Origin of the sequence: Enterococcus viikkiensis, assembly GCF_005405345.1 — a bacterium.
GTDB classification, from domain to species: Bacteria; Bacillota; Bacilli; order Lactobacillales; family Enterococcaceae; genus Enterococcus_A; species Enterococcus_A viikkiensis.
On record NZ_BJDW01000018.1, the window covers coordinates 18242 to 34633 of the forward strand.

Consider the following 16392-nt stretch of genomic DNA (forward strand, 5'->3'; position numbering starts at 1 on the left):
GCGTGCGCAAGGAAAATGAAAAAAAAGCTTCCACAAGAAACATTTCTTGTGGAAGCTTTATGTTATTCGTTAAAAACTATTTTGCATCATTTAATTTTGTATTTTTTACTTCTTCAATGGTTCTTGTTCCCGCAAGCTGCATCGTGATAGAAAGTTCTTTGTTCAAATGATCAAAGACTGATTTCACGCCGGCTGCGCCACCAAGATTCAATCCATAAATGACTGGACGACCAATCGCTACTAAATCTGCTCCGCTAGCTAAAGCTTTGAAGACATGTTCGCCACGACGAACGCCGCTATCAAAAATAATTGGTACACGTTTATTCACGACATCTGCAATTAACGGTAAAACATCAAATGATGCAGGTCCGCCATCTAATTGACGACCGCCGTGATTTGAGATCCAAATCCCATCAGCACCAGCTGCAATAGCAACCTCAGCGTCTTCTGGTGATTGAATTCCCTTAACAAGAACAGGTAAATTTGTTAAATCTTTGATCTTTTTGATATCCTCTGGAACGAGTCCTTGTTTGGCTGCTGCATAAATTTCAGCGATTCCTTTTCCTTCACCGTCACCACTTGCACTTTGTTCGCTGTAAGCAGCTAAGTTTGGCATTGGAAGTGGAAATTGGAAATTATTCACGATATCTTCTTCACGGTAACCGCCTAAGGTTGAATCAGCCGTTAAGATAATTGCTTTTGCTCCAGCTTTAACAGCTTTTTCTAGAATAAATTCGTTGAAGCCGTCATCTTTACTCATGTAGATTTGGAAAAATTGTGGTGCTTCAGGTGCAGCGGCAGCCGCATCTTCCACAGTTGTATTTGCATAAGTACTGATTGAAAAGATTGAACCAGATTCGGCAACACCTTTTGCGGTATCTGCTTCACCTTTTTCGTGAGCCAAACCTTGAGCTGCAGATGGTGCTTGGATAATTGGTGTTGCTAATTCGATATCCCAAAGTTTTGTGCTTAGGTTCGCATGATCTACACCACGTAATACACGAGGCATAATTGTTTTATTATTAAATGAAGAAGTATTTTCTTTCATTGTCCATTCGTCTTCTGATCCGCCGCGAATATAGCCAAACGCACCTTTGTCCATACGTTCTTTAACGCGTCCTTCTAATGAGGCGATATTTACGATTTCAACTGGATGTTCTTCGTTACTTGTTTGATAAGCCATGATAAAGTCCTTCTTTCTTTCGATTACATGGGTTATCATAATACTCTTACAAAAAGTAAGCAAGTGATTTGTCTCCTACTTCCATAAAAAGTTAGCGACTGCTTGATCCACTTGACGATTTTCATGGAGTTGGCTGTGCTGCGCATTGGCTCCTGTAAAAATCTGATACTCGATTGGATTGCCATGGGCCTTCAATAAAGAATAGGTCGCTAAGGCGCTATTCAGTGGTACAGTTCCATCAGAAGTAGCTTGCTCCTTCAATTTTCCAGCTAACAGCAAGATCGGTACCCGACTCGGGACATTTCCAACACCATCGCGATAATCAACATAACGGCTAGCTAGTTCGCTCGGGCCATTTTGCAACAGCTCATCGACTGACTGTTCATTGGCAGTATCTGTAAAATCATTGAAAGGCGCGCCGATCGAAACAAATTTTTTGATCGTTGGCGCATCGTTTGGTTGGCCGTATGTCGTTAAGTAGCGTAATGAGCTGACTCCCCCCATTGAGTGACCAACTAGATTTACCTGATCGACTCCTTGCTGCTTCAAATACTTCAAAACACCATAGATCCATTCTGTTTGGTTCCATTCATTGTCTTTGTTGGCCACAAATAATACTTGAATACTAGGATTGTCTTTTCGCTTACTTAGTTCACCATCCACCTGCAGCGTGCCATCAGGCTGGACTGTAATAAGCACTTCTTTTTTCGTCTTTCCGTCAGTTGTCAAACGCTGGATCATTCCACCAAAAGAATTGATCGTACCACCATAGCCATGGATAAAGACTGTTGGCACGTCACTTTTAGGATTCGTTGGTTGTGCTTTACTCGTAGTTGTCTGTGTCTTTGTTGTATCCTCAGCTGTTTTATTTCCGCAGGCTGCGAGCGTTATTAGCGCCATGAACCCTAGTAGAAATAGAAAATTTTTTTTCATCTCACTACCTCCGTTTCCATAGTAAAAATTCTCTTTTAATAGCCCATTCAGCATACTGACTCGAATCAGATAGTTCAACTAAAACGAGCTGCTTTAGAAAAACTTTTACAATAAAAAAAGCTGAGACAAAAGCCTCAGCTAAACATGTTAAATTTTGTCGATTTGATCGAAATCTAATTCCGTACTTGTTTCCCGACCAAACATATCGATGTTGGCTTTCACTTTCGCACGTTCATCATCAATTTCAGTGATGACCCCTTCAAGACCAGCGAAAGCACCTTCGATGATTTTTACGGTTTCGCCAAGTTCAACTTCAAGATCATTTTGTCGTGTGCTCATACCGATTGAGCGTAAAATATGATTGATTTCCTCTGGCATCAATGGCGCTGGTTTGCTTCCGGCACCGTGTGAGCCAACAAAGCCTGTTACACCTGGTGTATTACGAACAACATACCAAGAATCATCGGTCATGACCATTTCAACTAACACATAACCTGGGAAAGTTTTGTGGACGATTTCCTTTTCCTTGCCGCCTTTAACTTCTGTTTCTGTCTCTTCAGGAACGACTACTCGGAAAATATAGTCCTCCATCCGCATACTTTGGGCACGTGATTCTAAGTTTGCCTTCACTTTGTTTTCATAGCCGGAATAAGTATGTAACACATACCATTGTTTTTCAAAAGATTCCATTTTCGCCATCGGCTCCTCGTTCTAAAATAAAAAAACCTCAGTACTCCCAAGGTTTTTTCTCTCAAATAGTATAACATGCTTTTTTTGAATTGGCTACTAGCGAATGATCAAATTAATCAATGCTTGAATGGCCGTATCCATAATGAAAAACATTAAAGCAAAGATGATCGCCGTTTCGATAACGACTAATGAATCATGACGTAATTGTTTCTTAGAAGGCCATGAAACAAGCTTCATCTCTTCTTTCACACTGCGTAAAAAATTCATCTAAAATCCCCCTACTTAGTTTCTTTATGCACTGTATACTGATTGCAATGCTTGCAAAATTTATTGATCTCTAAACGCTCACCGCGTTTGCCTTCACTGACTGATTTCGTGTAATTTCTTGACCCGCAAACAGTGCAGGCTAGAGCCGCTTTTTTTGTTGCCATAGCGATCTACTCCTAATTCTTGTTAATGTTTTTTTGAAAATAAGGTGGATAACCATGCGTCATAATCGCTGATATCCCCATAAAGTCACAAGCTTACATTATCATCTATCGAATTTTCTGTCAATCTTCCTTTACAAGATTTATTTTTCACTGAATTCAAATGACCTCGAGAAAGAATTTCTTTATCAGATAGAATATGATAATATAATGAAAGAATGAATCGCTTTATTGGAGGGTTATTGGATGTTATTAAAAAGTCTTGTTTATCCTAAAGAGAATTTGACCACCATTAATGAATCAACCACGTTGCAAGAGGCACTGGATACTTTAGAAGGTACCGGGTTTCGTTGTGTACCGATTCTTGATGAGAGCAATCAAATTTTCCGCGGCAATATTTATAAAATGCACATTTACCGGCACAAAGCAAATGGTGGTGACATGAGTCTGCCAGTCACTCATTTGCTCAAAAATGCAACAAAATTTATTTCTTTAGACACTTCTTTTTTTAAAATCTTTTTTACGATAAAAGAATTGCCCTATATCACTGTCTTAGACGAGAACCATCATTTTTATGGTATCTTGACTCACAGCACATTGCTGAATATGCTTTCTCAATCTTGGAATATCCAAACAGGAAGCTATGTCTTGACGGTCGTCACTTCTGGCAAACAAGGCGATCTCGCTACCATGGCGAAAATTATCTCAAAATTCACTCCCATCGCTAGCTGTATTACACTTGACGTTGGTAAAGATTTCAAAGGCCGCAGAACCCTATTTACCTTACCAGCAGGTGTGGATGAAAATAAATTGAATCATATTATTGACTACTTAGAACGTAAACATTTTGAAATTCAAGATGTCGAAGCCTTATCTATGCATGAATAATAAAAATGACTGAGCCCAATCTGGGCCCAGTCATTTTTTTATACTTGAGTGTTAAAGTGTAACCGTTTATCTAAATAAAACATAATCGGCGCAGAAATTGTCATAATGATTGCTTCACTTAAAGCTGTCCAGCCATAGGTTGGCCAAAAAGGCAATTGTGCCGTTAAATTCAACATCCAGGCAATCATAAACATACTTCCGCTAAAAAATAGAACATTCAAGGCTAAACGGACTTTAGTATTTTTAATGACATTCTGTAATAAGGCGGTTAGAGATAGTGCCAATAAGGTTTGTCCACCGCCAAAAACAACATCGAGCCAACCCATTCCAAAGATCGCATTATACACGACGACCCCACCGAAAATCCCCCATAAAAATTTACGGTTGAAAACGACTAAATGGTTCAGACTTTCTGAAATACGAAATTGGATCGCTCCTGATGCGACTGGCGAGACTAAAATCGTCAACGCTAAGTATAACGCCATGATGATTCCGTTAGTCACAACGACATTGACACGTTTCTTTTCTACTAAATTCATTCTTATCCTTCTTTCTCCAAGTTTTTTTAAAGCGGGATGGTTGATGAACCGCTTCGCGTATTATAACACAACTCCACGGAAGAACAAGTTTTCAAAAAGCTTACTTCCCAAACGAACGGCGGCAAAATTGAATCTTTCTAGCATTCGGTGATACAATTCAAATATAAGAATTTTTTATGAATGAGAGGTGTTTGCTTTGCTAGGAATTGATAATGAACTCGAACAATTATATGAAGAGGCACAACAAAACAAGGTTGCTATACTTAAAGCTCGCTGGACCGATGGCAATTATGGTTGCTGCAGTACGCGAGCACCCCTGGTGGAAAAATACCGGATCGAATATACACCAGAAAAAAAAGTGCTCTATCTTTGGGGAAAATTAGTGGTCACCATTGAGCAAGCAACACAACAGACAGAAATCTCACCTGAATATTCCCCTTCAAATTATGAAAAGAAAGTCATCACTTGGTTTAGCGAACGAGTGAAGCAATCCTAATGGATGATGCTACAAATACCTACTCTGTTGGAGCAGGTATTTTTCGTGTTCTTACGAATTTTTTAGCCGGATTTTACGGCTTCAGAGGAATAAAATGATTCAATTTTATACAGTTCAGCCCTTCACTCTGTTATAATCAGTTTCTGAAAGGATCGAGAACATGAAATTTCATTATCATTTATTAATTAATCCCGCAGCTGGTAGTGGCAACGGTGGGAAAAAAGCCGAAAAAATCATCCAACTATTAGATGATGGCAACTATACATATACGCCTTATTATACAGAAAAGCCTGGCGATGAAAGGGCTTTGGTGGAACGCTTAGGTGCTCTATTAAGTCCTTGGTCTGAAACTTGTGAAGAGGACCATCTTGATAATTCTTTCCATCTGCTAGTAGTGATTGGCGGCGATGGTACTTTGCACGAAGTGGTCAATCAATTTTACACTTTGGGCCTAGAGCTGCCAGTTAGCTATATCCCAGCGGGTTCGGGAAATGATTTTGCTCGCGGCATCGGGTTGTCGCGGGATCCTGAGAAAGCCTTCGAACAGATCACTTCCGCTTTGCAGCCTCAACCAATCAACGTCTTTCACTATGAAGAAAAGATTCGAGAAGAGTCTGGTTTAGTCTTGAATAATGTCGGGATTGGTTTAGATGCATTGATCGTTGCAACAACCAACGCTTCGACTTCAAAAAAGGTCTTGAACAAATATCATTTAGGCTCCGCCTCCTATGCTCTTTACTTAGTCAAAGCGATCCTAACGCAAAAGACGTTTCCGATTTTAGTGGAGCTGAATGGTCAGTCCTTAAACTTTGAACGGACCTTCTTATGTACAACGACCAATATTCCGTATTTTGGCGGCGGTATCGCAATCGCACCAATGGCTGACCCGAAAAAAGATACGATTGATCTCGTCGTGGTTGAAAAGCCCAATCTCCCTGCAATCCTACGCTTTTTAATCCAGCTGCTACGAAAAAAGCACACGGAAAATAAACACTACAAACATTTTACCAGCAGCCGCATTCGAATCGTCTCCGTCGTTCCACAACATGGACAAGCCGACGGTGAAAATATGGGCGAGCGCTCTTTCGATATTAATTTTTCAACCGCTACTCAATACATCTGGTATGCAGACAAAAGGACGGAGAAATAAATCCTCGGATTTATTTTCCGTCCTTTTTACATAAACATCGCTGGTGTTGTGCCTTCCATTCCGATCATTGGATCGATGGTTTGTGCAGTGATTAGTTTAGGTGTCAAGATGGTCGGGTCTTTGGTATCAGATACAGGCTGTTCTGATCCTTCAAAAGGTTCTTCCTTAGGTTTTTCGGGTGCATCGGCAGTGCCTTTAGTGATTCGTTCAATCAAAGTCGTCTTTCGCACGGCCGATTCTTTATTGACACATGCTTGAAAGGCTTCCTCTTCACCTAACAGGATCAACAAATCCTTACTACGAGTCACTGCCGTATACAATAAATTTCGTTGCAGCATGCGAGAATATTGCTTCACCATCGGCAGCAGTACCATTTTGAACTCGCTGCCTTGCGCTTTATGAATCGAGCAGCAGTAAGAAAGTTTGATCTTATTCCATTCGGAACGTTTGTAGCTGACTTCATTACTATCAAATTGGATCACTAATTCATCGACTTTGTCTTCCGATTCCTTCGCTGGAATGATCCCTACGATCATCCCCATATCACCATTGAACACATTCAGCTCCGGATTGTTGACTAACTGTAAAACTTTGTCTCCAATGCGATAAACAACATCGTTCCACTGAACTTCTTTTTTTCGTCCATCGTTAGGATTGAAAATTTCCTGCATCATCTTATTAATTGCATCAATCCCTGCTGGTCCGCGATACATTGGTGCTAAGACTTGAACATCTTGGGCAGTGTAACCTTTTTTCTTTGCTCGCTCGACGATCTGCTTAACCACTTCTTCCATTTGAAAAGCGTGGCAAGCAATGAATGAACGGTCCTTTTGATTTTGTCTAAAATCTTGCGGCAGCTTGCCGTCTTTGATTTCATGCGCCAGTGGAATAATCGAAGAGCCATCCCCTTGACGATAAATATCCGTTAGCTCCATTTTGGGAATAGCCTCAATTTGCAGCAAGTCATGGAAAACTTGACCCGGACCGACAGAGGGCAATTGATCCTTATCTCCTACGAAGATGACTTGCATGTTATCAGGGATTGCTTTTAATAAAGTATTTGCGAGCCATGTATCTACCATCGACATCTCGTCTACGATTAACAAGCCCCCATCTAATTCTTTGGCTTCAATATCGGGTGTCTCATTGTTGGCATTCAAACCTAATAATCGGTGGATCGTACTGGCAGGCAGACCGGTCGTTTCATTCATCCGCTTGGCTGCCCGTCCGGTGGGAGCCGCTAATAAAATCGGAAAGATCGCGTTAGTATAGTCTTTCGGGTCTAAAGATAACTCATTCAACTCAGCGAATAATGTAACAATCCCGTTAATCACCGTGGTTTTCCCTGTTCCGGGACCCCCCGTTAAGATAAACAACGGTGAACGAATCGCTTCTTTGATTGCTTGATCTTGTGAGTCACCATACGTAATCTTTAATTGCTTTTCAATGATTCGTAATTTTTTATCCACCGTCTTTTGCGGATAATTGATTTCCTTTTTACGGGCCAACAACCGTTCGATAGAAGAAGCAATTCCCCACTCACTGTAAAACAACGTGTTCTCATAGATTTTGGTTGCTTCTTGCTGAATTTTTTCTTCTTCTACTAACTGAATAATCATCGTTGCAATTTGATCGGGAGCGATCTCAACAGGTCGTGTGGTTTCTAATAATTGCAAAACCTCGGTTAATAATTGCTGAGCTTCCACATACGTGTCGCCACTTTGGTTGGCATCTTCATTAACTTGATGAAAAATCGCCGCCCGAATCCGCTGTGGACTATCCGCCGCGATACCAAGCTGTTCTGCCAAGCTGTCCGCCTTTTTAAAGCCGATTCCTTCGATATCCTCCACTAGCTGATATGGATTTTCCGCGATCACATCCAAAGCTTCATTACGATAGGTTTGAAAAATTGCAAAGGAGAGCTGACTGCCAAAGCCATAGCGCCCTAAACCCATGATAATTTTTTCCATTCCGTGATTTTGCCGCAGGGTTTCGACGACGACCTTTTGTTTCTTAGCATTCAAATTGGGAATCCGTGCCAGCACCGCCGGATTTTCGATGATCTCATCGATCGCTTCTTCGCCTAATACCTCAATGATTTTTTCAGCGGTCTTTTTACCAATTCCGGGAAATTTTTCACTAGATAAATAATTGATCAACCCATTCGCCGAAGTTGGATGCGCCTGTTCATAACTTTCCACCAAAAATTGTTTTCCATAGCGAGGATGTTCAACAAAATGCCCCAAGAAGCGATATTCTTCATCTTCTTGCACATCGCCAAAGCTGCCCGTTATGACGATTTCCTGTTCGAGATAATCGCTGTTGGTCTCGCTAACTTTTACCAGCAGAACTTTATAAAAATTGCTGGGGTTTTGAAAGAAAATGGCTTTTAGCGTGCCCACGATGTATAACTGTTCTTCCGACATTTTGTCCCTCCTTCTTAAAGTAATGAGTCGGGTTTCGAGCCTGTTCCTGCTAAAAAGCTGACATCATTCCATTGGATCATTTCATACGGCGGCTGGCTAGATTTTGCCTCTAAAATGGTCAAACTATTATTGTATAAACCGCCCATATCACGTAATTCTGCTAAGGGTTTGCCGTTTAAAGCTTGGATTGCCGCGGTCAATGCCGCTCCATGACCGACAAAAAGCAGCGGACCCGTTTGGGCTTCTGCCACTGCTTCTGCGACAAAATCATTAATCCGCTTCAGCATGTCTTCAATTTTCTCACCTTCAAAGGGCGTTGGATCATACAGGTCCAAATGATTTCGCAGATTTACCATATCTTTAGGATAACGCTCCTCAATAACTGGGATCAATTGTCCTTCAAGGGTTCCTAAGCCCAGCTCACGTAACTCATCCGTTCGAATAATCTCCGTCGGTTGGGTTAATTGTTTATTGATGCCTTCTGCTGTCAAATAAGCCCGCTTCAAGCTGCTAGTATAGATTTTTTCAAAGGGAATATCCTTTAATTCCTGGCCTAATGCTTTAATTGCTTCGATACTCTCAGGCAATAAAGGCGAGTCTCCCATCATGCCTTGAAATCTTTTTTCATCATTCCAACGGGTTTTTCCGTGGCGGGTAAAATAAATTTTCATCCAATCCAGTTCCTTACTCTTTAGATTTCATTCCTAATTCGTTGACTATCCATTCACTTAGTCTAACTTATCGTGGTCATAGTGATGCGTCAATTCTAGCTGCGGATAATCTTGCTGGCGCAATGCTTCGTACACCACTAACGCCACTGTGTTGGACAGATTCAATGAGCGAACGTGTTCATCGTTCATTGGAATCCGTAAACATTTGTCCTCATTTTCCCGCATAAATTCTTCTGGCAAACCTGTAGTCTCTTTACCAAACATGAAAAAATGATCGGCATCATCTGTGTAATCCACTTCTGAATAGGTTGCATTGGCGAATTTTGTTATTAGATGCAATTGTTGATCACCAAGATAGTCAAGAAAAGCCGCTAAATCTTTATGATAAGTGATGTTTACATCATTCCAATAATCGAGTCCTGCTCGTTTTAAATGCTTATCGTCCGTTGAAAATCCTAATGGCTCGATCAAATGTAGCGGAGAATTTGTTGCCGCACACGTGCGGGCGATATTTCCGGTGTTTGCTGGAATTTGTGGTTCAAATAATACAATATGATTTGTCATGCTAGTACCCTTCTTTTTCTTAATTTATGATCTTTGCTGGTTTACAGCTTGTTTTATTAGACAAATGATCTTGGGAGCTGCTGAAGCTGAATCGACAGCGCACTCAATCATCGAGGTGATTTTTTCCAAAATCAAAAAAAAAACGTACCAACTCGGTGTCTAGCACGGCGAGTCGCTACGTTAGTGAAGCACTTTTCACTAACTTTTATCAGAACAGGAACCTGATAAAAACCAATGAAAAACAACTTGTTGCTACTATAACATCACGAAGTCACAAATGCAACCATCTGTTTTCACAAATTCTTATGAAAGCGATTACTCTAATAGCCTTTTAATATCTCGACATCAATCGTTATTTTTTTTAACGGGTTCGCAGCTAAATTTGCTTTTATTTCTGGTGAGACTTGCCATTCAAGGGGTGACATCTCTAAGAGGTCCAATCGGTTATTTTCTGGAATTTCAAATTCATAGGTGACACGTTCCCGTTGAGCCACGGTCATTTCTTCTGTGAAACGTTGAATAACTGCCTCGTTAGAATAACTTTCCCCATCAGGTCGATAGACTGCTCGCAATTCTTTTAAATAGTTTGTTTGTGGAACGATCTTGATTACACAGCCGTTAGGTTTCAATACGCGCTTGAACTCACGATACTGGGAAGGTGAAAAAATATTCAAGATTGTATCGAAGGATTGATCCGCAAAGGGCAAATTCGTCAGATCCGCTACACACCAAAATGCGTCTATGGGCTGATTGCTTGCTAAATAAATTCCTTCTTTAGCAATATCAAAGCCGATCGTCACAGGATTTTCATTCAGCCGATTAAGCTGCTGCAAGAAACTGCCCTCTCCACAACCTACATCTAATACATTCCCTGTTTGCATCAGTTCGGCGATTTTTTCGACCACTGGCTGATACATACCGGAACGGATCATTCGGCCTCGGGGTGCAAACATTTCCTGATCATACTCACTTTTAATTTGATGATCTAAAAAATAAAGTGTGCCTTTCTTCGCTAAATCAAAGCGATGACCATTCTCACAAGTTAAACTTTTTTCCTTTTGAATCATTTCGCGGTGGCATTTTGGGCAACGAAACAGTGCTTGTTGCTTGGCCAAAAAATTAGCGCCCCGTTCAATTTTTTTTAACATTTTGCCACTTCCTTTTGGTTATCATAGCATAGTTCTTTTATTCCTACTATCGTCGAGATATGCTAAACTAGTTGCGGAACAAGAATAGAATTTTTTTAAAGAATATTTTAGATGAGAATCAAGGAGGCTATTTAATGATTAAAGAATTTTGCGCTGAAAATTACACAAACATTCCTCAAGCGATCCAAGCGGGAGCTGGTCGGATCGAATTGTGTGACAATCTAGCCGTTGGCGGAACAACGCCAAGTATCGGCGTGATTGAAGAAGTCTTAGCTTATACTAGTGAAAAGCACGTACCAGTGATGACTATGATTCGTCCTCGTAGCGGAAATTTTGTCTATAATGATATTGAATTGAAAATCATGGAAAACGATTTGATTCATGCGAAAAATGCTGGAACAGACGGGGTTGTTTTTGGCTGTTTGACACCGGATAATGAAGTTGATGAAGAAGCGTTGGAAATGCTTTTAGGCAATAGTGAAGGCTTATTGACAACCTTCCACATGGCCTTTGATGAGCTTTCTAAGGAAGAACAATTCAAAACGATCGATTGGTTCGCTAAACTAGGCATCGACCGAATTTTGACTCACGGTGGGTCGTTAGATACCTCCATCGAAGACAACTTGCCTCATTTAAAAGAGTTAATTGATTATGCGGCGGGTCGGATCATTATTTTACCTGGCGGCGGGATTAACGCTGACAATGCGGAAAGAATCGCCGAATCCTTAGGTATCCATGAAGTTCATGGAACAAAAGTTGTGAAATTTTAAAAATTGAATAAAACCCCCGCAACAGTCATCCATGATGCTGTCGCGGGGATATTATTTAGCCTAAGTCTTCACCGTTTGTGGCAATGACTTCCTTATACCAATAGAAGGAATCCTTTTTCAAGCGTTTCAGTGTACCGTTGCCTTTATCGTCTTGATCGACATAAATAAAACCGTAACGTTTTGCCATCTCACTAGTGCTGGCGCTGATTAAATCAATGCAGCCCCACGGCGTGTACCCCATCAGCTCCACTCCTTCGTCAATTGCCAGTGCCATTTCCTCGATGTGGTCTCTTAAATAATCGATCCGATAACTATCATGGATCTGTCCATCTTCGGTAACGACATCCTTCGCGCCTAAACCATTTTCAACAATGTACAAAGGAATCTGGTAGCGATCGTATAATTTATGCAGTGTGATTCGTAGTCCCATAGGATCAATTTGCCAGCCCCAATCGCTGGTTGCTAAATACGGATTTTTCTTCGAACCTAAAAGATTTCCACCAGTTTCTTCGGCGGCTTTTTCATGAGAAGCGATACTGCTCATGTAGTAGCTAAAAGACATGAAGTCAACAGTCCCCGCCTTCAAAATCGCATCGTCGCCGGCTTCCTTTTTAATTTCAATTTGATGTTCTCGGAAGAATTTATCCATATAACGTGGATAATAGCCACGGATCTGTACATCAGAATAGAATAAATTCATCTGATCAGCCTTGATACTTTCCATAACATCCAGCGGGTTGGATGTTTCAGGATAGGCTTCTTGGCGCGCTAGCATGCAACCAATCTGAGCATCTGGCAGCATTTCATGACACGCTTCAACCGTTAAAGCACTGGCGATGAACTGATGATGAGCGGCTTGAAATTGTGCTTGCAGCATATTGTCCGTTTTATCCGCCAATAAGCCCCCGCTTAAATACCCCGTCATGCCAATAATATTGATCTCATTGAAGGTTAGCCAATACTTAACCTTTCCTTGATAGCGTTTAAACAAGACTTTTGCATAGCGCACAAAGGCATCAACTGTTTCGCGACTTTCCCAACCATTTTGTTTTAGCGCCAAGGCTAAAGGAAACTCATAATGAGAGATCGTTACTAAAGGCTCAATTCCATAGGCCAAACACTCATCAAAAAGTGCATCATAAAATGCCAAGCCTGCTTCGTTAGGCTCACTGTCGTCACCATTTGGGAAAATGCGCGGCCAAGAGATCGATAAACGAAAAGTTTTGAAGCCCATTTCAGCAAAAAGCGCGATATCTTCTTTATAACGATGATACGAGTCGATTCCAAAACGTTTCGGATAAATTCCCTCCGTATCATTTTTTGCGAATTCTATTTTTTCCGTAGTCATCGGTTGTAGCAGTGAAAGATTCACTTTATCAGGATTTTCCTCAAAAAGTGCGGTATCCGCTGTTGACCAACCTTTTCCATCTTCTAGGTAGGCCCCTTCCCATTGGTTTGCGGCAACGGCTCCGCCCCATAAAAAGTTATCTGGAAATTTACTCATCTTCTCATCCCTTCTAAACAAATAGTGTATAATTGTCTTTACTTTATTAGTCTAGCACAAATGGAAACGGTTCTAGTTTCAGCTTGGCCGATCCATTTTCTTTTTCGGCACTTATTTTCATAGTTATGAAAATGAATCATCAAAAAAGGAGTATTCCCTATGTTTCCTATTTATGAGTTGTTCAATTACTTGAATCGACACCCTTCTGATAAAACTTATTCAAAAATTATTGTCTATTTGTTTACTCATCAAAAAGAGATCCAGCACTTAACTATCTCACAAATCGCGAAACGCTGTTTCGTGTCACCTGCTACGATGACCCGTTTCTGTCAGGCCTTTGGCTTTTCTTCCTTTTCACACTTGCGAGAAGCGCTGACGATCAACGAGCGGATAAAAAGCTATAACGCATTAAGGATGAGAGCGTCTGACTTTCAAAAGTTACAAGAACAGCCAGAAATCTTTCTAGCCAATTACGCCGCTGAAATCACGTCGGCATTAAAGGATATTCTTGAGAAAATTGATTACCAAGAGATTGATCAATTACTTGAAAAAATCCAGCAAGCTGAAAAAATTATTTTGATCGGCTATACCACAACATTAGAACTGGCTCGTAATATGCAGATCGCCTTTAGCGCTTCAAATAAATTGATCCATGTCCCTGAAAACGAGGAGCTACAGAAAAAAGCGATTCAGCAAGCAGACGAACAAACTGTAATCCTTGTGCTTTCGTCTTACGGAACTATTTTAACCAGTCATGTCGATTTAATTAACCAAATCAGTCATCGGCCAGCTCATTCCGTCTTAATCACTCAGCATACGCAGAACCTAATGACCAATCTTTTTGATCAAGTTCTCAATTTGACTAGCACCAATTATGTCCAAATCGGAAATTATCCGCTGGAATTTTTCTGCGATTATTTTGTTCGTCGCTATGCCAGTCTAAACGAAAAAAGAAAATGATTCGCAGGTTGTTTGCGCATCATTTTCTTTTTTCTTTGATGAAGCTTTTCAATTTAAACAGCCATTTATTTTCTTTTAGGCGCAAGCGCACAGGAAAACGGCCAGTTAAATAATCCTTAATCTGGCGTTGACGATCCGGATAGACATTTAGCGGTAGATTATGAATATCAAAGAAGCTGAAATCTGCATAATCGTGAGACTCCATTCGACTTTGAGAAACGGCTTCCTGCACCTTGTATATATACGTGATTTCTTCGTAATGTTCTTTGGTATAGATCCCGATCAAGTCCTCAACAGTACTATTAAAAGAAAGCAGTTCGGAGATTAATCTGCGCATACCGTCTCGCTCATTTTCATTTGGTAAAAGGTCTCCTCCTGGCAAATCCCAAATGGGCATTCCTGGACGACGAACCAATAAAATCAATCCATTTCGGATAACGATGGCATAAGCTTTTTTCAAAATTTTTCACTACCTTCAGCATATGTCTTTTGGTAATAACTTAATGATTAATAAACCGCTCCATAAACAAACTCGCAATATTAAAATAAATCAGCACACTCGTTAAATCACTCAATGTAGTAATAAAAGGACCGCTGGCAACCGCCGGGTCAAAGCCCAAGCGCTCCATGATCATCGGAATCCAGCTGCCAGCCAAGTTGGCAACCGTGATCGCGGCCATCATCGCTGTGCCAATTACAAAGCCTAAGATAAAATTATGCTTCCAAATGCCAACGATAATAAAAATCGTCACGCCCGTCACAAAACCGGTTACTAGCCCCGTTAAAATTTCTCCTAAAATCATTTTACCAAAATTTTTCTCATTATTATCAGCAATCGCCAAACGTCTGACTGCCACGGCTAGTGATTGCGTTCCAGCATTTCCGGCCGTTCCGGTGATCAAAGAAATAAACACCGCTAGAATACTCGCTTTACTTACTAGTTCTTCATAATGATTGATCAAGGTCGCTGTCGTCATCCCTAAAAATAGCAGCGTAATCAACCACGGCAACCGCCGTGACGCTGACTTAACCGGATTTTCATCGACTTCTTCAACATTGACCCCGGCCAATCCAGAGTAGTCGCTGGCCGCTTCGTCATCGATGACATCAATGATATCATCGACTGTCACGATTCCTAATAAATGATCATCATAATCCGTTACCGGTAGTGCTAGAAAGTCATAATCCCGGAAGGTTTGAGCAACATCTTCTTGATCGTCCCCAACGTGCACCGCGATCACTCGTTCACTCATGACCTCAGAAACCATCGTATCGTCATCGTTGACAATCAAATCGCGCAAAGAAATAACTCCGACTAATTGATTGTCGTCGTTTACTACATAAGTATAGTAGATTGTCTCGGCAATTTGAGCTTCTTTTTTTAAAACATACATGGCCGAACGCATCGTTTGATTCGCTACAATGGCCACATACTCGGTAGTCATCAAAGAACCGGCTGTGTCATCTTCATAATGAAGTAAATCGCGAATCTCATTGGCGTGTTCAGAGTCCATCAAACTTAGATATTTAGCTACCGGTTTTTTCTCTAACTCATTCAGTAAATCCACCGCGTTATCCGTGTACATTTCTGATAACATATCCGCCGCATACTGCGGGCGCATTTCATTTAAATACTCATCAACATGTTCATCATCTTCTTCGATCACATCAAACATATCCGCCAGTTCCTTCGGCGACAAGTACGAGTAAATCAGGTGACGCTCATTCGGGTTTAACGATTGATAAAATTGGCCTTGATCATAGAAGTGCATTTCTAAAAATTCATCGCGGAACTCCTGCAAATGATTCTGGTGCAGCTCCTCCCTTAATTGCTGGAAAAGCGCTTCTAATTCCTCCTGGTTTTCATCCATCAATCTCACCTCGCTCGTTTTTATGAATTATTTTTTCTTTTAGAAAAAATAGGTTGATGCTCGCTTCGGATACCATTCTGCTTGTCAAGATCGTTTAATAAGTACGACTTTCTTTGACTGCTTCACTTTCTCGTTGCTGCTAATAGCAGAACTGGCAACCTCGCTCGTTTT

18 protein-coding genes are annotated in these 16392 nt (G+C 40.9%); 5 read left to right on the top strand and 13 right to left on the bottom strand.

The window, feature by feature from the left end:
* Positions 1–76: 76 nt before the first annotated feature.
* The 5 genes from FFM67_RS09370 to rpmG all read right to left on the bottom strand — a co-directional run bounded on the left by FFM67_RS09370 (position 77) and on the right by rpmG (position 3237).
* Positions 77–1183 (bottom strand): lactate oxidase, encoded by a 1107-nt coding sequence (locus FFM67_RS09370; RefSeq protein ID WP_137614304.1) that lies wholly within the window; start codon positions 1181–1183, stop codon positions 77–79.
* Between the two features lie 75 nt (positions 1184–1258).
* On the bottom strand, positions 1259–2116 hold the full coding sequence (locus tag FFM67_RS09375; RefSeq protein ID WP_137614305.1) for an alpha/beta fold hydrolase: 858 nt from the start codon (positions 2114–2116) through the stop codon (positions 1259–1261).
* A 147-nt stretch (positions 2117–2263) separates the two neighbouring features.
* Entirely contained in the window at positions 2264–2806 is a 543-nt protein-coding gene (gene nusG, locus FFM67_RS09380; protein ID WP_071863235.1) for a transcription termination/antitermination protein NusG, read from the bottom strand.
* A 96-nt stretch (positions 2807–2902) separates the two neighbouring features.
* The gene (gene secE, locus FFM67_RS09385) at positions 2903–3073 is read right to left on the bottom strand and encodes a preprotein translocase subunit SecE (RefSeq protein ID WP_137614306.1); all 171 of its coding nucleotides are present in this window, start codon (positions 3071–3073) and stop codon (positions 2903–2905) included.
* 11 nt (positions 3074–3084) lie between these two features.
* A complete protein-coding gene (gene rpmG, locus FFM67_RS09390) occupies positions 3085–3237 on the bottom strand; it encodes a 50S ribosomal protein L33 (RefSeq protein ID WP_071863206.1) in 153 nt (50 codons plus the stop codon).
* A 243-nt stretch (positions 3238–3480) separates the two neighbouring features.
* On the opposite strand from rpmG, the gene cbpA reads away from it, so the two are divergent.
* On the top strand, positions 3481–4122 hold the full coding sequence (gene cbpA, locus FFM67_RS09395) for a cyclic di-AMP binding protein CbpA (RefSeq protein WP_137614307.1): 642 nt from the start codon (positions 3481–3483) through the stop codon (positions 4120–4122).
* A gap of 38 nt (positions 4123–4160) precedes the next feature.
* Here the strand turns inward: cbpA and FFM67_RS09400 are convergent, their stop codons facing one another.
* On the bottom strand, positions 4161–4661 hold the full coding sequence (locus FFM67_RS09400; RefSeq protein WP_137614308.1) for a QueT transporter family protein: 501 nt from the start codon (positions 4659–4661) through the stop codon (positions 4161–4163).
* Positions 4662–4848: 187 nt separating this feature from the next.
* Here FFM67_RS09400 and FFM67_RS09405 point away from each other — a divergent pair, with 187 nt between their 5' ends.
* Positions 4849–5157, top strand: coding sequence for a hypothetical protein (locus tag FFM67_RS09405; protein ID WP_246042970.1), 309 nt, complete (start codon positions 4849–4851; stop codon positions 5155–5157).
* Positions 5158–5317: 160 nt separating this feature from the next.
* On the top strand, positions 5318–6307 hold the full coding sequence (locus tag FFM67_RS09410; protein ID WP_137614310.1) for a diacylglycerol/lipid kinase family protein: 990 nt from the start codon (positions 5318–5320) through the stop codon (positions 6305–6307).
* A 26-nt stretch (positions 6308–6333) separates the two neighbouring features.
* Here FFM67_RS09410 and recD2 read toward each other — a convergent pair whose 3' ends face one another.
* The 4 genes from recD2 to FFM67_RS09430 all read right to left on the bottom strand — a co-directional run bounded on the left by recD2 (position 6334) and on the right by FFM67_RS09430 (position 11116).
* Entirely contained in the window at positions 6334–8733 is a 2400-nt protein-coding gene (gene recD2 / locus FFM67_RS09415) for an SF1B family DNA helicase RecD2 (protein WP_137614311.1), read from the bottom strand.
* A gap of 14 nt (positions 8734–8747) precedes the next feature.
* A complete protein-coding gene (locus FFM67_RS09420; RefSeq protein ID WP_137614312.1) occupies positions 8748–9404 on the bottom strand; it encodes a histidine phosphatase family protein in 657 nt (218 codons plus the stop codon).
* 57 nt (positions 9405–9461) lie between these two features.
* Positions 9462–9968: a tRNA (uridine(34)/cytosine(34)/5-carboxymethylaminomethyluridine(34)-2'-O)-methyltransferase TrmL gene (gene trmL / locus FFM67_RS09425; protein ID WP_137614313.1), complete on the bottom strand. Its 507-nt coding sequence runs from the start codon at positions 9966–9968 to the stop codon at positions 9462–9464.
* Between the two features lie 320 nt (positions 9969–10288).
* Complete coding sequence (locus tag FFM67_RS09430; protein ID WP_137614314.1) at positions 10289–11116, bottom strand: methyltransferase domain-containing protein; 828 nt, start codon at positions 11114–11116, stop codon at positions 10289–10291.
* A gap of 134 nt (positions 11117–11250) precedes the next feature.
* Here FFM67_RS09430 and FFM67_RS09435 point away from each other — a divergent pair, with 134 nt between their 5' ends.
* Entirely contained in the window at positions 11251–11886 is a 636-nt protein-coding gene (locus FFM67_RS09435) for a copper homeostasis protein CutC (RefSeq protein ID WP_137614315.1), read from the top strand.
* 55 nt (positions 11887–11941) lie between these two features.
* Here FFM67_RS09435 and FFM67_RS09440 read toward each other — a convergent pair whose 3' ends face one another.
* Positions 11942–13390: a glycoside hydrolase family 1 protein gene (locus FFM67_RS09440; protein ID WP_137614316.1), complete on the bottom strand. Its 1449-nt coding sequence runs from the start codon at positions 13388–13390 to the stop codon at positions 11942–11944.
* A 159-nt stretch (positions 13391–13549) separates the two neighbouring features.
* Here FFM67_RS09440 and FFM67_RS09445 point away from each other — a divergent pair, with 159 nt between their 5' ends.
* Positions 13550–14350: a MurR/RpiR family transcriptional regulator gene (locus tag FFM67_RS09445; protein ID WP_137614317.1), complete on the top strand. Its 801-nt coding sequence runs from the start codon at positions 13550–13552 to the stop codon at positions 14348–14350.
* 19 nt (positions 14351–14369) lie between these two features.
* Here FFM67_RS09445 and FFM67_RS09450 read toward each other — a convergent pair whose 3' ends face one another.
* Complete coding sequence (locus tag FFM67_RS09450; RefSeq protein WP_137614318.1) at positions 14370–14810, bottom strand: NUDIX hydrolase; 441 nt, start codon at positions 14808–14810, stop codon at positions 14370–14372.
* 40 nt (positions 14811–14850) lie between these two features.
* Positions 14851–16221 carry a magnesium transporter gene (mgtE, locus tag FFM67_RS09455; RefSeq protein WP_137614319.1) on the bottom strand — a complete coding sequence of 457 codons (1371 nt, stop codon included), beginning with the start codon at positions 16219–16221 and terminating at the stop codon, positions 14851–14853.
* Between the last annotated feature and the right edge of the window lie 171 nt (positions 16222–16392).